Origin of the sequence: Chromobacterium haemolyticum (assembly GCF_009936155.1) — a bacterium.
Classification (GTDB): domain Bacteria; phylum Pseudomonadota; class Gammaproteobacteria; order Burkholderiales; family Chromobacteriaceae; genus Chromobacterium; species Chromobacterium haemolyticum.
Genome location: NZ_AP019312.1, coordinates 1,432,729 through 1,451,113, shown reverse-complemented (window position 1 = coordinate 1,451,113; position 18,385 = coordinate 1,432,729). Strand labels below are relative to the sequence as shown.

The following is an 18,385-nucleotide window of genomic DNA, read 5'->3' as shown; positions in this document are numbered from 1 at the left end:
ATCGGCTATCCCATGGTGAGAGTGTGATTGAGCAGGGCGACGGCTTCCGCGGCGACGCCGGGAGCAAGCCGATAGCCGGAGCCGTTGCACGCTCCGGCGAACAGAATGCGTCGATGGCGGCCTAGGTATTGCGCCAGCGGTTCCCGGCTTGGACTGTAGGCGTCGCAGAACACCCGGCCCGAGCCCGCCAGCGACTCCAGGTCCGGCGCAACGCCCTTCAACGTCTCGCGCGCCTCCGCGATCTCGCGGGCTTCCACCCTGGCCTGCCGGCACTGCTCCGGCGACACGTCCCATTGCTGGCAGGTGTAGCTGAACAGCCAGTGCCCGCGATGGGGAAGCGGCGCCAGAAAAGCGTCCTCGGCGGGGAAGAACAGCGCGGCCCCCTCCTCCGCCGGCCGCTGAATATGCAGGGCCACCACTTTCTTGACGCGGACGCCTAGCCCGGCGGTCAGCCCGCTCCAGCAGCCCTCGTTGACCCACGGCCCGGGGGCCAGCACCACGGCGTCGGCGGCCAGCTCCCGGCCGCTGGACAGGGTCAGGCGAACGCTGTCGGCGCTCTCGTCCAGAGCCTCGACCCCAATCCCCTCCAACACCTCGGCGCGGCGGCGCAGACGCTGCGCGTACCATAAGGCCAGCCTCTGCACATCCGTCACATGACAATCCGGCATCCGCCACAGCTCGCGGCCGGCCGGCAGATCCGGCGCGACGCGCGACTTTTCCTCCGCCGACAAGGGCAGCAAGCCGGCGCAGCGGGCGCGGACCTCCTCTGCGTCAACCGCGCCGGCCGCGACGAAAAAGTCGAAGCCATGCATGGGCAGCCGCGGATGGCGGGCGCGCAAAGTCTGGTAATAATCCGCGCTGGCCGCGCTCAGTTGGCGCACGCGCTCGGAGCGTCCCACCGGAAAATGGACGCCGGCGGAATACATCGACGCTCCCGCGCCGACCAAGCCGCGGTCCACCAGGGTGAGCCGGGCCCTCGGCTCGCGCTCCAGCAGGCGCGCTGCTATCGTGCAGCCGAGAATGCCGCCGCCGACGACGACGATGCATGGTGTCGTCATGCCCATTCCCTCTTGTTCTTGCGCTCGTCCGCTAAGGTTGAAGCCAACGGCGCCCAGGACACGAAAGCGGCATCGACGTTGTCGGCGCGCGGCGCGTCCAGCATGCGGTTGATGACGATCTGACTGCGCCACGCTGTCAGGCTGAGGTTGGGATCGGCCAAGCCGCGCTGCTGGCGGATGGCGTTCAGAATGAACAGGCTGCGATTGCGCGGCAGTTTGCCCAGCGCCGCGTAATCCCGGTCGACGGCGATTTCCTCGCCCTCCCGCTCCAGACGCTCCCGCAGCGGCTGCAGGAAGGGCGTGGGCGCCGGCTTGAATCCGCTGGCCCAGATCACCACGTCCGCTTCCAGCGTTTCTGACGCGTTGGCACCCAAATGGCTGGCGGCGATGGACCAGCGCTCGCCGTTCCGGCCGATGGCGCGCACCTCGCGGAAGGGCAGCAAGCTGATGTCGATAGGCGCGCGTTCGATGAAACGCAGCGAATAGATCTGTTGGTAGAGACTGCGCAAGGTGCACTCGGAAATGCCGTCGCTGCTGAGCAGATTGCGCTTGATGAACGCGCTGCGGAAGATTTCGTCCTGCTCGTAAAAGTAGTTGGAATGGGTAGGCGTATACAGATCGTTGGTGAACGGCGAGTCGTCTAGCGGGAAGTAGTTTTCCCGGCGCGACAGCCAGCTCAGCGCGGCCGGCGCCTGACCGCCGCCGCGGCGCAGCAAATCCAGCACCACCTCGGCGCCGGACTGTCCGCCGCCTATCACCAGCACGCGCTTGCCCGCCGCGACGCCGGCCTTGGCGGCGAAGTCGCTAATGTGGAAATGCGTGACCTCGTCCAGACAGGAGCGCGCGAAGTCCGGCACCTCCGGCACAATGCCGACGCCGACGACCACGTTGTCGCCCTGCACCCGTCGCTTCGTGGTTTGCACCACGAAAGCGCTCCCGTCGAAATCCACCTCCAGCACCCGTTCGCCAAAACAGATATTGCCGTTGTTCTCCGCCGCCCATTTCAGATAGTCGCGGAATTCCAGCCGCGACACCTGATCGAAACGCGCATTGAGAAACTGCAGCAATCTGCCGTGCTGATGCAGATAGGACACAAAGGAGAAACGATTGGTCGGGTCCGCCAGCGTGACCAGGTCCTTGAACAGGGAAACCTGCAGCCCCGCGCCTGGAATCATCATGCCGTCGTGCCAGGTGAACGCCGGTTTCTGTTCGAAGAAGATGCTCTTGATGTCGTGCTGGCCATGCAAGAGCGAAGCCACGCTCAGATTGGACGGCCCGCTGCCAATGCCGATGCAGTGATATTTCATGATGTATTGGCACTCGAAGTGTATGCAAGACAAAAGGAGCCGCGATGAACTGCGCGTCGCAGCGGCGGAAAACCCAACCGGCACTCTCATTCGCAATCAACAACAATCATCAAACCGCCAAAGCATTGCCGGGGCGCAGCGCCGCCCGCTCCGACATGAACATCCACTGTTTCGTCCAAGCCAGTACTAAAGACCAGGCCGTATCCCGTTGTAGAAAAACCCCAAACGTCGTTTCGTCTCCACGCTCGCCAAACTCCATGCCGCTGCGCCGCTGCGGACAGCCATCCAAAAACCCGCGTCTTCCATGGCTAAGAGGCCGAATTTCGCAAGCAGTATCGATCAATATATTCCAATGTCATTCAAGCTATCACATGACTTTTGTCATGTCAAACAACATTAAAAACCAAAAATAGATGATAATCGTCAAATAGATACCATTAATCAGGACAGTTTTCGGGGGAATAAAATCTGTCGTCATCCCGACGACGACGACGGCGAATCCAGGCGGACGCCGCCGTTTCAAACGCAAAACAGGCCGGGAATCCCGGCCTGTTTTGCTAGCTCGCCTGACTCGAAATCAGGCGTGGGTCTGGCTGCTTCAGCCCAGCTGAAACGGATACACCGAGCCCAAGCCCAGGATGCCGCTCAACTCGTCCAAGGCGGTGCGGCTTTCGATCAGCAGCTGCGGATCGGCCAAGTCATCGCTGCTCAGGCGGTCGCGGTAGTGGCGGTCCACCCAAGCGTTGAGCGTGGCGAACAGCGCGTCGCTCATCAGCACCTTGGGGTTGACCGCGGCAATCTCCGCAGCGGACAGCGCCACGCGCAGCCGCAGGCAGGCGGGGCCGCCGCCGTTCTGCATGCTTTGCTTGAGGTCGAACACCTTCACCTCGTCGATGGGGCCGCCGCTGGCGACCAGCTTGCCGAGGTAAGCCCAGACGCGCGGCTGATTGCGGCACTCCTCCGGCACCACGATGATCATTTTGCCGTCCGGCTTGGACAGCAGTTGGCTGTTGAACAGATAGCTCTTCACCGCCTCCTCTACGCTGACCTCCGCCGCCGGCACCTCCACCGGCACGAAGCTGCCGCCAACAGCGGCCAGCTTGGCGCTCAGCTCGGCCAGCACCTTGTGCTGATCGAAGAAGGATTTCTCGTGGTGGAACAGCACTTGGCGGTTGCCCACCGAAATCACGTCGTTGTGGAACACGCCGGCGTCTATGGTGTCCGGGTCCTGCTGCGCGTAAACCACGCGCTCCGCGCTCAGGCCATGCAGCCGAGCCACCGCCTGGCAGGCTTCCAGAGTCTGGCGCGCCGGGAATTTGGCCGGCTTGGGATAGCGGGCGTCGAAAGCCGCCGCGCCGAACACGAAGAACTCCACGCCCGTGCCGTCGTACTCGGCGCAGAAACGGGTATGGTTGGCCGCGCCCTCGTCGCCGAAGTGCATCTGCGCCGGCAGCGCCGGATGCACCGCGAAGCGGGACTCGTCGGCGAACATCGCCCGCAGCAGCCGGCCCGTGGTTGGGTGCTCGATCGAACGGTGGAATTTATTGTTCAGATTGGCCGGGGTGAAGTGCACGCGGCCATCGGCGGTATCGCCGGACGGGCTGACGGTGGCGGCGTTGGCCGTCCACATGCAGGAGGCCGAGCTGGCCGCGGCCAGGATGGCCGGCGCTTCCTTGGCGGCGCGCGCCACCACTTCGGCGTCGCTGCCCGCAAAGCCCAGCAGGCGCAGGCTGGCCACGTCCGGACGCTCGTGCGGGGCCAACACGCCCTGCTTGAAACCCAGGTCGTGCAAAGCCTTCATCTTGGCCAGGCCTTGCTTGGCGGCCAGCTTGGGATTGGACGCGGCGCTGACATTGCTGGTGGACGCCACATTGCCGAAGGACAGGCCGCTGTAATTATGCGTCGGGCCCACCAGACCGTCGAAATTCACTTCATAGGCGTTCACAGCGTGATCCCCGGCGAAAGTTGGGCCGGCACGGCCAGGCTGTCGCATTCCAGCGAGGCCACCGGATAGGCGCAGTAATCCGCGGCGTAATAGGCGCTGGCGCGATGGTTGCCCGAGGCGCCCACGCCGCCAAAGGGCGCGGCGCTGGAGGCGCCGGTCAAGGGCTTGTTCCAGTTGACCACGCCGGCGCGGCTTTCCAGCAGATAGCGCTCGTACAGCGCGCGCTCGTCGGACAGCACCCCGCCGGCCAGGCCGAAGCGGGTGTCGTTGGCGATGGCGATGGCCTGGTCGAAATCGGCGTAGCGCACCACTTGCAGCAGCGGGCCGAAGTATTCCTCGTCCGGACGCGCGGCGGCGGTGGTGTCGATGATGCCCGGGCTCAGCAGCGCCGCGTCCGGCGTCAGCCGGCGCATTTCCAGCAGCGCCTTGCCGCCCGCGGCCAGCATCGCGGCCTGGGCTCGCAGCAGTGCCTCGGCGGCGGCGCTGGAGATCACCGCGCCCATGAAGGGTGCCGGCTCGGCGTCGTATTTGCCGACGCGCAGCTTGGCCGTCACCTCCACCAGCCGCGCCAGCAGCGCGTCGCCCCAGGCGCCTTGCGGCACCAGCAAGCGGCGCGCGCAGGTGCAGCGCTGGCCGGCGGAGACGAAGGCGGACTGGACGATGTGGTGGACGGCGGCGTCGATGTCCTGGACGCCTTCCACGATCAGCGGATTGTTGCCGCCCATTTCCAAGGCCAGGATCTTGTCCGGATGACCGGCGAAATTCTTGTGCAGCAGCGCGCCGGTGGCGGAACTGCCGGTGAAGAACAGGCCGTCGATGCCGGCATGGCCGGCCAGTGCCGCGCCGGTATCGCGCGCGCCTTGCAGCAGCGCGATCACGCCGGCCGGCAGGCCGGCTTCGGCCCACAGCCGCACCGTTTCCTGCGCCGTCCACGGCGTCAGTTCGGACGGTTTGAAGATCACCGCGTTGCCGGCCAAGAGCGCCGGCACGATGTGGCCGTTGGGCAGGTGGCCGGGAAAGTTGTAGGGGCCGAACACCGCCACCACGCCGTGCGGCTTGTGGCGCAGCACTGCCTGGGCGTCGCCCATGGCGGCGGCGCGTTCGCCGGTGCGCTCGTGGTAAGACTTCAGCGAGATGTCCACCTTGTTGACCATGGTGGTCACTTCGGTCAGCGCCTCCCACAAGGGCTTGCCGGTTTCCTGGGCGATGACGCGGGCCAGCGCGTCCTTGTTGGCGCTCAAGAGTTCGCCGAAGCGCTTGGCCACCGCAACCCGCGCGTCCAGCGGCGTGCGCGCCCAGTGCTTGAACGCGGCCCGGCCGGCGGCCACGGCGGCGTCCACCTGGGCGGCGTCGGCGGCGCGGCCCTGCCACAGCGGGCTATTGTCGGCCGGATTGGTTTTGCTCAGCGCCGCGCCGGCGCCTTCTTGCCACTGTCCGTTGATGAATAAGCTGCTCACTATGCATTCTCCTTGGGGTAGAGCGCGACGCAACGCAGATGACCGCCCTCTTCCACATTCAGCGCCTGCGCCTGTTCCGGCGTCAGCAGGATTTCATGGGTGGGCGCCAGCGTCTCGGCCAGGATGGCGCGGAAGCCGGCCAGCGAGTCGTTGGACACCAGATAGAAGTTCTTGTCGCCTTCCGGCAGCGGGTCCGCCAGCCGCGCCGCGGCCACCGAGCTTTCCTTCACCGCGCGGATTTCGCTGGTATAGGTCTGCACCGTCGGGCCGGCGTCGAAGATGTCGACATAGCCTTCGTAGCGGAAGCCTTCGGATTCCAGCATCGCCACCGCCGGGCGGGTATTTTCGTGCGTCTGTCCGATCACCGCCTGCGCCTCCGGCGGCAGGAAGTCGATGTAGACCGGGTGCTTGGGCATCAGCTCGGCGACGAAGGCTTTCTGGCCGACGCCGGTCAGATAGTCGGCGTGAGCGAAGTCGATGGAGAAGAAATGACGGCCCAGGCCTTCCCAGAACGGCGAGCGGCCTGCTTCGTCGGACACGCCGCGCATCTCGGCCACCACCAGCTTGCCGAACAGCTGCGGGAACTGGGCCAAGAACAGGAAGCGGCTCTTGGACAACAGGCCGCCGTTGCGGTTGGCGCGGTAATCCGGGTGCAGGAACAGCGTGCACAGCTCGGAATAACCGGTATGGTCGTTGGACAGGAACAGAGTGTCGTGGCGCGAATACACGCCCAACTCCTCGGAGGCGTGGACGATGGTCCCCACGCGGTAGTTGTACCACGGCTCCTTCAGGCCCACCGCGGCCTCCAGCGCGCAGATGCCGGCGATGGCGCCGGTGGCGCCGTCTTCCATCACAAAGACATAGCCTTGGTCGGCCTTGTCCAGCTCGCCGGCGAAAGACAGCACCGAGCGGGCGATGCGGCGCGACAGCCGCTCTTCGTTGACCGGCAGCGAGGTCAGGCCGACGCCGGCGCTGCGCGCCAGATTCATCAGGCCGTCCAGGTCTTTGTGGGCTACGGGGCGGATGAACATCATGCTGCGGACTCCTTCTGCTGCAGGCCGGCCACCTGGACCTGGCCGCCGCTGGCGAGGCCCAGCGCGCGGGCGGCGTCGGGATTGATGAAGGCGACGCCGTCCACCACCGCCACGCGGCACACCGCGGCGGCGAATTCGCTGGATTCGAGATTGCTCAACAGCTGCGGCTGCGCCTGCTCCGGCAGGCTGGCCAGCACCTCAACCGGATAACAACGGCTGGTTTCCAGCGTTTTCAGCCGGTCCACTTCGGCGGTGAGCACCGCGCCGCCGTCGAAGATGTCGATGTAGTTGTCGGCCTCGAAGCCCTCGTTGCACAGCAATTGGCAGGAGCGCTCGAAACTGGCGTGGATTTGGCCGATGGCGTGCTGGGCCTCGTCCGGCAGCAGCGGGACATAGATAGGGTAGCTGGGCATCAGCTCGGCGATGAAGGTCTTGCTGTGGCTGACGAAAGCCTGCTCCACCTGCAGGAAATCCATATTGAAGAAGCGGCGGCCGATGGCGTTCCAGAACGGCGATTGGCCGGCGTCGTCGTGAATGCCCTGCATCTCCGCGATCACGCGGCGGCCAAAGCGCTCGCGCTTGCTGGCGATGAACAACAGCCGGGCGCGCGACAGCAGCTCGGCGGCCAGCGGCTCCAGATGGCCGTCCACATAGAAACCGCACAGCTGCACCATGCCGGTCAGGTCATGGCACATATTCAGCACGTGCACGCGGTTGTTGACCTTCAGCGCGCGCGATGCGTGCACGAAGATCTCGCTGCGGTAGCTGTAGAAGGGCTCGTCGAAACCGGCGGAAGCGTTGATGGACGCGGTGCCCAGCACCTGGCCGCCTTCTTCCAGCACGAACATATAGTATTCGCAGCCGGAATCGCCAGTGGCTTCGTGTTCGAAGGCGGATACGGACTGTTGAATGCGTTCGAACAGCTTTTCCCGGTTGTTGGGCAAGCTGGTGACACCGATGCCGCTGGCCACCGCCATGCGTTCGATGGCGGGCAGATCGGAGGTGCGGACAGGACGCACGGTAAGCATGGGACATCTCCCCTAATCGCTGAAATCCGGCCAGGCCGCGGCGGGACCGCGGCGCAGCATCGCCCGCGCGCCAGCCGGGGGCAGGAACGTGGGGGATAACAGTATTTGTGTCTGGAGCAAGGGCGGCCGCGACGGCCGCCCGGAATCAGTGCCGCGAGGCCCTTATTGAGCGGAGGTCAGCTCGGCGATGGCGGCCTCGAAACGCGCCAGGCCTTCGTCGATGTCCATATCCTCGATCACCAGCGACGGGGCCAGACGCACCACGCTCAGGCCGGCCACCAGCAACATCAGCCCCTGCTTTTCAGCGGCTTTCAGAAACTCCTTGGCACGGCCGGCGTAAGCGTCGGTCAGTACGCAGCCCAACAGCAGGCCCATGCCGCGCACGGTCTTGAACACCTGGTATTTGGCGTTGATCGCGTTCAGGCCGTCGACGAAGCGCTGATGCTTGGCGCGCACGCCGTCCAGCACCGCCGGTTCGTTGACCAGCTCCAGCACCTTGTGCGCCACCGCGCAAGCCAGCGGGTTGCCGCCGTAAGTGGAGCCGTGGGTGCCGATGCCGAAGCTCTTGGCCACTTTCTCGGTAGTCAGCATCGCGCCGATCGGGAAGCCGCCGCCAATACCCTTGGCGGAGCTGAGAATGTCCGGGGTCACGCCGTATTCCTGGTAAGCGAACAGCGAGCCGGTGCGGCCCACGCCGCTTTGCACTTCATCAAACACCAACAGCGCATTGTGCTGGTCGCACAGCTCGCGCGCGGCTTCCAGGAAGGCCTTGTCGGCCGGCATCACGCCGCCCTCGCCCTGGATGGGTTCGATCACCACAGCACAGGTCTGGTCGGAGATGGCCGCCTTGAGCGATTCGATGTCGTTGTATTCGAAGTGGGCAATGCCGCCCGGCACCGGGCCGAAGCCTTCGGTGTACTTGGGCTGGCCGCCCACGCTGACGGTGAACAAGGTGCGGCCGTGGAAGGAATTCTTGCAGGCCAGGATCTGGTTCTTTTCCGGGCCGAAGTGATCGGACCCGTATTTGCGCGCCAGCTTGAAGGCGGCTTCATTGGCTTCCGCGCCGGAGTTGCAGAAGAACACGCGCTCGGCGAAGGTGGTCTCGGTCAGCAGCTTACCCAGCTTCAAGGCCGGCTCGTTGGTGAACACATTGGACACGTGCCACAACTTGGAAGCTTGCTCGGTCAAGGCCGCCACCAGCTGCGGGTGGCAATGGCCCAGCGAGTTGACGGCGATGCCGCCGGCGAAATCGATGAATTCGCGGCCGCTCTGGTCCCATACGCGGGAACCCAGGCCCTTGACCGGGATGAAACCGGCCGGGCCGTAATTGGGGACCATGACTTGGTCGAAATCGGCGCGCGTTACAGTATTGCTCATCTTGATGGTTCCCTTCCTGCTCTATCGTCGTTTCTTATCCGTATCATGAAATCCTGAGCCGGTCGCGGAGCCGGCTTTATCGACGATTTCATGAAGTTTCAATGATTCTAAGGTAAGCCCGTCGCAAATCCATATCCGGTTTGCGACACCGCCGTATACATTCCTTGATACAGCGCAATAAATTTTGTCCGACAACATCCATTACAGAGGGCAACTGTGTCCAATCCTGCTGTAAACGCCGCCCTCCGGCTTGAAGCGGAATGAGCAAGATAGATCAACACCATTGCCTTAATCAACGCCTGAGCGGCTATTCGCAATGAAAAACGCCCGGGCCAACAGCCCGGGCGCCCTTGTCTTGCTCGCATCGGCGCTCAGTCGCCGCCTCGCGACTCCTGCCGGCTAAAGCGCGCGCCATCGCCGCTAACGCCGCGCCAGTAGGACGCTTCCGCGCCCTGGCCCGGCCGGTACGGCGCCCAGTTGCGTCCATCTGGCGAGAACTGCAGCGCCTGGCCGGGGAATTCCGTCAACACCCCGGCCGACCCGCTATCCAGGCCCGGCGGCGCGATGCGCAGGCCGATGCCGGCGCCTTCCAGCTTGGCCGCCTCGCGCCAGCCCAGCACCGCGGCGAACTGTTGCCAATCCCGGTTCAAGGCCGTGCGGTCCACCAAATGGCTGACGCCTAACTGATAACGCTCGCCCTGACGGTAAGGCCGTTCCCAGCCCGCGCGGTGCCAGGCCCGCTCGGCCAATGCCAGCAGCCGCGGATAGGCCATGTATTCAAACTGGGCGTCGCTGCGCATCACCTCGCTCCAGGCTTGGCCCTGAATGCCGGCGAAGCGCGCTGGCGCGGCCTCGCTGGGCACTTCAAAAGCCTTGCCTTGGCGATCCGTCATCACCTCGGCGTTCTGCGGCAGATTGTCCGGCGCGAAACTGAACACCTTGTAGCTGTCCGTGGCGCGCGAGGCCCAGTAATAGCCCCGCTCCTTGGGGTTAAGCTCATAGGGGAAGTCGAAGTACAAATAATCCGGCATCGCCAGCACGGTCTGGAAACCCTTGTTGGCGAACTCGTGCGCCTCCTTGGCCGCGCCCCAGAACAAGGTGTCCCACTCGGTCACCATCACCTTGGAGGTGGCGAAGCTCTTGGGCGATTTCGCCCCCTTCAAACCGTCCTGCCAGGCCCCCATCGTGGCGATGCCATGCCGCGCCAGGATGCGGCTGACGTCTTCGGCAAACTGCAAGGGCAGATCGGCGACGGTTTTCCCCGGCTGCCCCGCCAGCAAGGCGCGGCAGGCCGGCGAACGCGCCCAGGGCTTGTCCTGTTCCGCCAACTTGATCTTGCCCTTGCCTGGGTCCTGGCCGGACAGGTCCTGGAAGCCGCCGCCCAGCAGGATGTTCTTGGCCTCGTCGCCGCCAAAGTGCCAAGTGGCGAGCGGCGCGCCGGCTTCGCGGTGCATGGCGGCCACTTCCGACACCACTTTGTCGACAAAGCGCGGCACGCCGGGCACGCAGGGGTTGACATAGGTGTGACGGTCGTAGAATTGCACCGACAAGGTATTGGAGCGGTCTTGCGGATCGATCAGCCGGTAAGCCGAAGCCGCCTCCGGCTGACCCAACTGGCTGAGATGGCGGTAGCGCCGTTCCATCGCCATCACCGCCGCGCGCGCATGCGCCGGCATGTCAATTTCCGGAATCACCTCGATGAAGCGCGCCTTGGCGTAACGCAGCAATTCCACATACTGTTCGCGGCTCAAATAGCCGCCGCCGGAACGGTTGTCCGGGCCGGAACCCAGTTGCGGCAGCAGGCAGTGGTCCTCGTTCAGATCATGGCAGCGGCGCGCGCCGACCTCGGTCAATTCCGGCAGGCCGTTGATCTGCAAGCGCCAGCCTTCGTCGTCGGACAGGTGCAGATGCAGCTTGTTGAGCTTGTAGGCGGCCATCTGTTCGATCAAGCGCTTAAGCGTGGCCGGCTGGCGGAAATTGCGCGCCACGTCCACCATGAAGCCACGGTGGCCATAACGCGGCGCGTCTTCCACCGTCAGCGTCGGGATCTCTCCCCCGCCCTGCGGGATCAGGCCCAGCAAGGTCTGCGCGCCGTAGAACAGTCCAGCGGCGTCTTGCGCGTCTATGCGCGCGCCGCCGCGCTCCACTCGCAGGCGGTAGCCGCCGGCGACGGCGATGTCGGCCGGCAAACCCTTGACCACCGCGCCGCTGACCGGCAGGCCCTGACCGGCCAGGCCCAGTTGGCTGCTGCGCTGGGCCAGCGCCGCGCGCGCGTCCGAGGGCAAGGCCGGCAGCCGCCAGCTCAGGCCGCCGGCAGCCGCCTTGCCACCATCCCGCTTGACGCGCAGCGCGGCGGGAATCACCCGCGCGGCCACGTCGGCGGCGCCCAGTTGCGGACCCCGGCGCGCAAACTCGCGGTAGCGTTCGGCAGCGTCCATCAAAGGCCGCGCCTCCCCCGCCGGCGACTTCCATTCATCACCCGGCAACGACAGCAAATAGCTGGCGTCGTCATCGTCATTGCGCGCCAGCACCGCCGGCTCCTGGCCTTCCGCCGTCAAGTAGGGCCGCGGCAGCACGTCGCTGTTATGCAACATCCAGTACTCGGCCACCAGCGGCAGCTCCAGCTTGGCGCCGGCGGCGATGCCGGCAAAGCCGGGCTTGGGGGTCAGCCGGTACAGATCGCCGGTCAGATGGCTCAGCTCGAAGTCCGGGCTGTCCAAGCGCAGCAACCGGCGAATGCTGTGCAAATACAAGCTCCAATCCTTGGGCGGCACCGCGGCCGAGCCCTGGTTACGCAGAATCAGCCGCCCTTTCAAACAGCTGCCCCAGTCCGCGCCCAACTCCACGCAGGGCGCGCCGGCGGCGGCCCCCTTATTGCTGTCCACCGCTACAGCCAGAGACAGGTCCCGCGCCAGCGCCGCGACATCCGGCTGCGCCCACGCCAGCGCGCTGGCCGACAACAGGCCAGCCGCCAATAGTTGTTTCGTCCTCATGCTCACCTCTGCGATTTGCGTGGCGCGCCGCGCGGCGGAAACCCTACCGCCGCGCCTCCCATTCGTCATCCGCATGCCACCGTGGGCACAGGCTAACTGGTATTAATGTGGTATTCAATGCTCAAGATCAAAATCGTGCTCTCCCGCCTCGGACTGCTAGCATGATGATGGCGGAATGCAAATATCTGTGAAGCCGGGGAACGCCGGCGTCATGCCGACGGTCTAGCCGCGGTTGCCGCCGAATCCGCCGCCGCGGGCGGATGGCGCGCGATTACTCAACACCAACAGGAACGCATCATGCGCAAGACTCTATCGCTCGGCCTGCTATTGCTGGCCGCTCTGCCTGCAATGGCTCAGGACGCAGCAGACCCGCAAACCTTGTTCAGCCTGCCGCTGACCGCGTTCAAAGCCTCGGACCGCGACGCCTCCCAACGGCTGTACCGTGCGCCGGACGCTCAGCTGAACGCTTACAAATCCATTGTGGTGGAGCCGCTGTATTTCATGCGCCACCAGCCAGACGGCGACTGGCAACTGCTGCAAAGCGGCGAGGAAAACCGGATCGCCGCTTATTTTCAACGACGGATGACCGAAGAGTTGCATAAGGTCGGCATCCCTGTCAGCCGCGAAGCGTTGCCGGACAGCGCCCGCCTGCGCGTGGCGGTCACCGGCATGGCTCAGGAACGGCCGGGCGTGGAGCCGCTGGACATCTTGCCGATCAAGGCGGTGTTCAATCTGGGCCGGCTGGCCGCCGGCAAGGAGCCTTATCTGACCAAGGTGGCCAGCATGGGACAATTGGAAGACGCCAATAACGGCAAACTGCTGGCCGGCAGCGTCAATCTGCGCAAAAGCGACAAAAGCCGCCAGCGCGGCGAACCAGTCAAATTGGAGAGCCTGGAAAGCCTGATCGACGACTGGTGCCGCGATAGCGCCAAACTGCTGGCGCGAGGCATGGCGGTCAAGCCAGGCCAGCCCTGAACACTGTCCATAAAAATGCCGGCCCCTTTCCACGGGTACCGGCATTTTTATATCGAAGCTCTCTTCGGGACTTGCCCTTTAGAACATCACGATGTGCACACGCTCTTGGCAAAAGCATCAAAACTCAGATTCTTGCGCTTGGCCAGGCACATTGAACGGCATGCCTTGTCGAATGCCGCCGGCTTGTAACTGTCGTCAAGTTCGGCGATACCGCGAGCGCTCCAGCCGGGGAAATCATCGCGCAGCTTCGCATTACAATCATTTCCGTTTTGTCCGGCGTCCACACATGAGTCGGCATACTTATAGACCCACTGACAGTTTTCCTTGCTGAGCTCCGCTTTGGACTTGACGCGCTTAACCTTTTTCGCCGGCTTATCGCCATCAAAAACCACGGTTTCCTGTCTACCGTTTTCCAAGCTGAAAACCACCTTCAAGCGCTCGCCTTCAACACGGGCTTTCGCCTCGACCCCCATGGAGAAATCTCCTAGCTTGAATTTTTTACTGGAGCCTCCCTTGCTTACCGTCAGCAGATAAAAGCTTTGCTCCACACAGCCGCTGCCACCGCAGTGGCTATTGAACAAGACCACGTCCTTGTCTTTGAGCTGAAAGCTTCCTTGCAGATAAACACTGTTTCCATCCGCGTCGTGCAGCATTTTTTTACCTAAAAACAACTGCCCAGCCCCATCTTCGGACACTGTGCCATACCGGGTTTTCAAGCTATCAGCGTTACTGATATTTGCTGCCAGCAAATTGAGCGCCAAGACACAGAACAATAGTTTTTTCATTACATGCCTACCCACATCAAAACCATCATTATGGCATTAATATTTTAAATATTAAAATCTAACAGCATGTTTGTAACGACAATAAATCCAACTGGCTTCACTTAAGCAAGGCAGTTCTCTATGACGCCAACACCATCCTTAGCAAACTCCGCATAAAAAAACCCCCTGCCTTGGCAGGGGGTGATGCTAGCCGACGGCCGCTCCGCATCGGAGCGGCGCTCAGGCTGGCTTACTGGGTTTTCAGACCGAAGGAATCGGCAGTCGCCTGCGCGGTCTTGGCTTCTTCTTCCAGCAGGGCCTTGATGGACAGGCGGATGCGGCCGCGGTCGTCCATTTCGATGGCCTTGACCTTCACTACCTGGCCTTCTTTCAGATAGTCGGCCACATTCTTGATGCGCTCGTTGGCGATCTGGGAAATGTGAACCAGACCATCCTTGCCCGGCAGGATAGACACGATGGCGCCTACATTGTTGTCGAGGATCTTGACCACGGTGCCTTCGTACACCTTGCCCACTTCCACTTCAACAGTGATCTCTTCGATGCGCTTCTTGGCGGCTTCCGCGCCTTCGTTGCTGATCGAAGCGATGGTGATGGTGCCGTCTTCCTCGATGTTGATCTCGCAGCCGGTGTCCTTGGTGATGGAGCGGATGGTTTCGCCGCCCTTGCCGATCACTTCCCGGATCTTGTCCGGGTTGATCTTCATCACGTACAGACGCGGAGCGTGAGCGGACAGCTCTTGCGGGCCGTCCACGGCTTCCTTCATCAGACCCAGGATGTGCATGCGGCCTTCCTTGGCCTGATCCAGCGCCACCTGCATGATTTCCTTGGTGATGCCCTGGATCTTGATGTCCATCTGCAGCGCGGTCACGCCTGCGGCGGTACCGGCGACTTTGAAGTCCATGTCGCCCAGGTGATCTTCATCGCCCAGGATGTCGGTCAGCACCGCGAAGCGATTGCCTTCCAAGATCAGACCCATGGCGATACCAGCCACGTGCGCCTTCAGCGGCACGCCGGCGGACAGCAGCGACAGGCAGCCGCCGCACACGGAAGCCATCGACGAGGAGCCGTTGGATTCGGTGATTTCCGACACCACGCGCATCGAGTAACCGAACTCGGATTCCGGCGGCAGCACGGCTACCAGCGCGCGCTTGGCCAGGCGGCCATGGCCGATTTCACGGCGCTTCGGCGGGCCCATGCGGCCGGCTTCGCCGGTGGAGTACGGCGGGAAGTTGTAGTGCAGCATGAAGCGCTCGGTGTACTCGCCGGCCAGCGCGTCGATGATCTGCTCGTCCTGCTTGGTGCCCAGGGTGGTCACCACCATGGCTTGGGTTTCGCCGCGAGTGAACAGCGCGGAACCGTGGGTGCGCGGCAGCACGTTGTTGCGGATGCTGATCGGGCGCACGGTGCGGGTGTCGCGACCGTCGATGCGGGCTTCGCCGGCCAGGATCTGACCGCGAACGATCTCAGCTTCCAGACCCTTGAAGATGCCCTTGATCTCATTGGCCTTCAGGGTATCGGTGTTTTCGGTGATCAGGCTGGACTTAACCGCGTCCCAGGCTTCGTTGATCGCCACGGTGCGGGCTTGCTTCTGACGCAGGCGGAAAGCGTTGGCCAGTTGCTCGCCGGCGATGGCGCGCACTTGGGCGATCAGCTCTTCATTGGCGACCGGAGCGGCCCAGTCGAACATCACCGGGTTCACTTCGTCGGCCAGTTCGTTGATGGCCTTGATCGCGGCTTGCATTTGCTCGTGGCCAAACACCACGGCGCCCAGCATCACGGCTTCCGGCAGTTCTTTGGCTTCGGATTCCACCATCAGCACCGCGCGCTCGGTACCGGCAACCACCAGGTCCATTTCGGAGGCGGCCAACTCGGTGCGGGTCGGGTTCAGGATGTATTCGCCATTGGCGTAGCCAACGCGCGCGGCGCCGATCGGGCCGGCGAACGGCAGGCCGGAAATGGCCAGAGCGGCGGAAGCGCCGATCATCGCCGGGATGTCGGAATCCACTTCCGGGTTCAGCGACATCACGGTGGCGACGATTTGCACGTCGTGGAAGAAGCCTTCCGGGAACAGCGGGCGGATCGGACGATCGATCAGGCGGCTGGTCAGCACTTCCTTCTCGGACTGCTTGCCTTCGCGCTTGAAGAAGCCGCCCGGGATCTTGCCTGCGGCGTAGGTGCGCTCGAGGTAGTCCACGGTCAGCGGGAAGAAGTCCTGGCCCGGCTTGACGTTCTTGCCGCCAACCACGGAGACCAGCACCACGGTGTCTTCAACGGTGACGATGACGGAGCCGGACGCCTGGCGTGCGACTTCGCCGGTTTCCAGAGTCACGGTATGACGGCCGTACTGGAAAGACTTAGTGATTTTATTGAACACAGGGTTTCCCTATTTCTTGGTGTGTGACAAATAATCGCAAGCCGAAAAAACAACGGGAACCCCTAAAAATTCTGACCAAGGCATATGGATCCGAATTTTTAGAGGCTCCCCCCGTTGTTACAGCAGTAATGCTCGCGATCTTGATGCGGCATGAAAAAGTCGCAGCACGCTGCGACTTTTCCAAAACCCAACCTTACTTGCGCAGACCCAGACGGGCGATCAATGCGCGATAGCTATCGGCATCGGTGCGCTTCAGGTAATCCAGCAGACGACGACGACGGCTAACCAGCTTCAACAGACCACGACGGCTGTGGTGATCCTTGGTGTTGGCTTTGAAGTGCGGGGTCAGGTCGTTGATGCGAGCGGTCAACAGAGCCACTTGCACTTCGGACGAACCGGTGTCGCCTTCGCTGCGCTGGAAGTCTTTAACGATGTCTGCTTTTTGAGCGGCGGTCATTGCCATTTTGGGGTAACTCCAAATTATCAGTAGGGGTTTTTCAACCCGACAAGTGCAGCGAGCAAGCAAGGCCGAAACCCCGACAACCCATCAACACTCCGGTTGCGGCCTTAAGGCCGCCGGCGTTCAAGACGTTGCCGCCTTGCTCGCCAGGAGCCGGATCGGATGCAGGCGACCATCGTCGCGCGCCTCGCCCAGCCCCAGAAATTCCCGGCTTCCCTCGCGGTAAATCCGGAAACGCTGCATTTTCGCACATTTTTCGGCAAAACGCACGGGCTGCCCGTGCATGAATTTACCGGCTTCGTCGGCGCCCAACTCAGCTTCCGGCAGATGGCGCACCAGGATGTCCGCCGGAAGCAGCAAAGCCTCCCGCTGCGGCATGTCCAACGCCTCAATGTCAGTCAGCTGCAAGGCCTCGCCCAGCGAAAAACCGCCGGTGGCGGTACGGCGCAAACCGGTCAAATGCGCGCCGCAGCCCAAGGCTTCGCCGATGTCGCAGGCCAGGGTGCGGATATACGTGCCCTTGCTGCACAGCACCTCGATCACAGCGCTGTCGCCGTCCAGGCTGATCAGCTCCAGCCGGCGAATATTCACCCGCCTCGCCTCGCGTTCAATCTCAATGCCGGCGCGCGCATACTCGTACAAGGGCTTGCCCTGATGCTTGAGCGCCGAATACATCGGCGGCACCTGGGAGATTTCGCCTCGGAACGCCGCCATCGCCGCCAGCAAGCCCTCGCGGTCGAAAGCCACCGGGCGCTCGGACACTACCTCGCCCTCTACATCGCCCGTGGTGGTGACCACGCCAAACTTCACCGTGGCGCGATACCCCTTGTCCGCATCCAGCAAATAGGAAGAAAACTTGGTCGCCTCGCCCAGGCACACCGGCAACAGGCCGGTGGCCAGCGGATCCAACACACCGGTATGGCCGGCCTTGGCGGCGTTCAGCAGCCAGCGCGCCTTTTGCAAGGCGCCGTTGCTGGAGATGTCGTAGGGCTTGTCGATCAGCAGCACGCCGTCTATCTGTCGGCGATTGCTGCGCGGCTTGCTCATTCCTTGCCCTCGGCGCCGTCCTCGCTGGACGGGGCTTCCTGGCCGCCGAATTTTTCGGCGTCCTCGCGCGCCACCTGATTAATCAGGCTGGTCATGTGCATGCCGCGCTCCACCGATTCGTCATAGACGAAATGCAGCTGCGGCGTGGTGAAGATCTTGATGCTGCGGCCCAGCTCGGAACGCAGATAGCCTGCGGAGCTTTCCAGCGCTTCCTGTGTCGCTTCCCGCGTCTTCTCGTCCATCACGGTGTAGAACACCTTGGCGTGCGAGTAGTCCCGGGTCACTTGCACCAGGGTGATGGTGATCCAGCCTGCGCGCGGATCTTTCAAACCCTTGCGGGTCAGTTCCGCCAATTCGCGCTGAATCTGTTCAGCGATGCGGTCGGAACGGGAGAAACCTTTTTTGGCTTTTGCCATATCACTTCCAATCAACTTTGCGCGGCGTCGCCGCCGCTCAAGGCCACGAAACCCACGAAATGACACGGCCTGGGCCGCCATGTCATTTCGTGGTTTTCGCGGCGAAATTAAAAAAGGCGAGCGCCCGCC

The 18,385-nt window shown here is 63.3% G+C and carries 14 protein-coding genes; 1 reads left to right on the top strand and 13 read right to left on the bottom strand.

Translation table 11 applies throughout. The annotated features are described in order from the left end of the window. Window positions 1-5 precede the first annotated feature (5 nt). From GYH29_RS06760 to GYH29_RS06725, 8 genes are all read right to left on the bottom strand, one after another. Window positions 6-1,058 (bottom strand): NAD(P)/FAD-dependent oxidoreductase, encoded by a 1,053-nt coding sequence (locus GYH29_RS06760; RefSeq protein WP_161523405.1) that lies wholly within the window; start codon window positions 1,056-1,058, stop codon window positions 6-8. Then, the gene (locus tag GYH29_RS06755; RefSeq protein WP_118266821.1) at window positions 1,055-2,365 is read right to left on the bottom strand and encodes a lysine N(6)-hydroxylase/L-ornithine N(5)-oxygenase family protein; all 1,311 of its coding nucleotides are present in this window, start codon (window positions 2,363-2,365) and stop codon (window positions 1,055-1,057) included. The genes GYH29_RS06760 and GYH29_RS06755 overlap by 4 nt, the downstream gene beginning before the upstream one ends. 598 nt (window positions 2,366-2,963) lie before the next feature. Beyond that, window positions 2,964-4,310, bottom strand: coding sequence for an N-succinylarginine dihydrolase (gene astB / locus GYH29_RS06750; protein ID WP_174243634.1), 1,347 nt, complete (start codon window positions 4,308-4,310; stop codon window positions 2,964-2,966). After that, window positions 4,307-5,767, bottom strand: a complete 1,461-nt coding sequence (astD, locus tag GYH29_RS06745) for a succinylglutamate-semialdehyde dehydrogenase (RefSeq protein ID WP_081576323.1) — start codon at window positions 5,765-5,767, stop codon at window positions 4,307-4,309. The genes astB and astD overlap by 4 nt, the downstream gene beginning before the upstream one ends. Further along, window positions 5,767-6,801, bottom strand: a complete 1,035-nt coding sequence (astA, locus tag GYH29_RS06740; RefSeq protein ID WP_043591699.1) for an arginine N-succinyltransferase — start codon at window positions 6,799-6,801, stop codon at window positions 5,767-5,769. The genes astD and astA overlap by 1 nt, the downstream gene beginning before the upstream one ends. After that, window positions 6,798-7,829, bottom strand: a complete 1,032-nt coding sequence (gene aruF, locus GYH29_RS06735; protein ID WP_019104582.1) for an arginine/ornithine succinyltransferase subunit alpha — start codon at window positions 7,827-7,829, stop codon at window positions 6,798-6,800. Before aruF ends, astA begins: the two co-directional genes overlap by 4 nt. Window positions 7,830-7,991: 162 nt before the next feature. Further along, window positions 7,992-9,206 (bottom strand): aspartate aminotransferase family protein, encoded by a 1,215-nt coding sequence (locus GYH29_RS06730; RefSeq protein WP_161523403.1) that lies wholly within the window; start codon window positions 9,204-9,206, stop codon window positions 7,992-7,994. Between the two features lie 371 nt (window positions 9,207-9,577). Continuing rightward, window positions 9,578-12,199, bottom strand: coding sequence for a family 20 glycosylhydrolase (locus tag GYH29_RS06725; protein WP_161523402.1), 2,622 nt, complete (start codon window positions 12,197-12,199; stop codon window positions 9,578-9,580). A gap of 297 nt (window positions 12,200-12,496) precedes the next feature. Here GYH29_RS06725 and GYH29_RS06720 point away from each other — a divergent pair, with 297 nt between their 5' ends. After that, window positions 12,497-13,174 carry a DUF3313 domain-containing protein gene (locus GYH29_RS06720; protein ID WP_043591707.1) on the top strand — a complete coding sequence of 226 codons (678 nt, stop codon included), beginning with the start codon at window positions 12,497-12,499 and terminating at the stop codon, window positions 13,172-13,174. 86 nt (window positions 13,175-13,260) lie between these two features. Here GYH29_RS06720 and GYH29_RS06715 read toward each other — a convergent pair whose 3' ends face one another. The 5 genes from GYH29_RS06715 to rbfA form a co-directional block, all read right to left on the bottom strand. Continuing rightward, a complete protein-coding gene (locus GYH29_RS06715; protein WP_146176069.1) occupies window positions 13,261-13,959 on the bottom strand; it encodes a hypothetical protein in 699 nt (232 codons plus the stop codon). Window positions 13,960-14,188: 229 nt separating this feature from the next. Further along, the gene (pnp, locus tag GYH29_RS06710) at window positions 14,189-16,333 is read right to left on the bottom strand and encodes a polyribonucleotide nucleotidyltransferase (protein WP_019104448.1); all 2,145 of its coding nucleotides are present in this window, start codon (window positions 16,331-16,333) and stop codon (window positions 14,189-14,191) included. 193 nt (window positions 16,334-16,526) lie between these two features. After that, window positions 16,527-16,796 carry a 30S ribosomal protein S15 gene (rpsO, locus tag GYH29_RS06705; RefSeq protein ID WP_019104449.1) on the bottom strand — a complete coding sequence of 90 codons (270 nt, stop codon included), beginning with the start codon at window positions 16,794-16,796 and terminating at the stop codon, window positions 16,527-16,529. 120 nt (window positions 16,797-16,916) lie between these two features. Then, window positions 16,917-17,840, bottom strand: a complete 924-nt coding sequence (truB, locus tag GYH29_RS06700; protein ID WP_019104450.1) for a tRNA pseudouridine(55) synthase TruB — start codon at window positions 17,838-17,840, stop codon at window positions 16,917-16,919. Beyond that, window positions 17,837-18,256: a 30S ribosome-binding factor RbfA gene (rbfA, locus tag GYH29_RS06695; RefSeq protein WP_019104451.1), complete on the bottom strand. Its 420-nt coding sequence runs from the start codon at window positions 18,254-18,256 to the stop codon at window positions 17,837-17,839. Before rbfA ends, truB begins: the two co-directional genes overlap by 4 nt. Window positions 18,257-18,385: the final 129 nt, after the last annotated feature.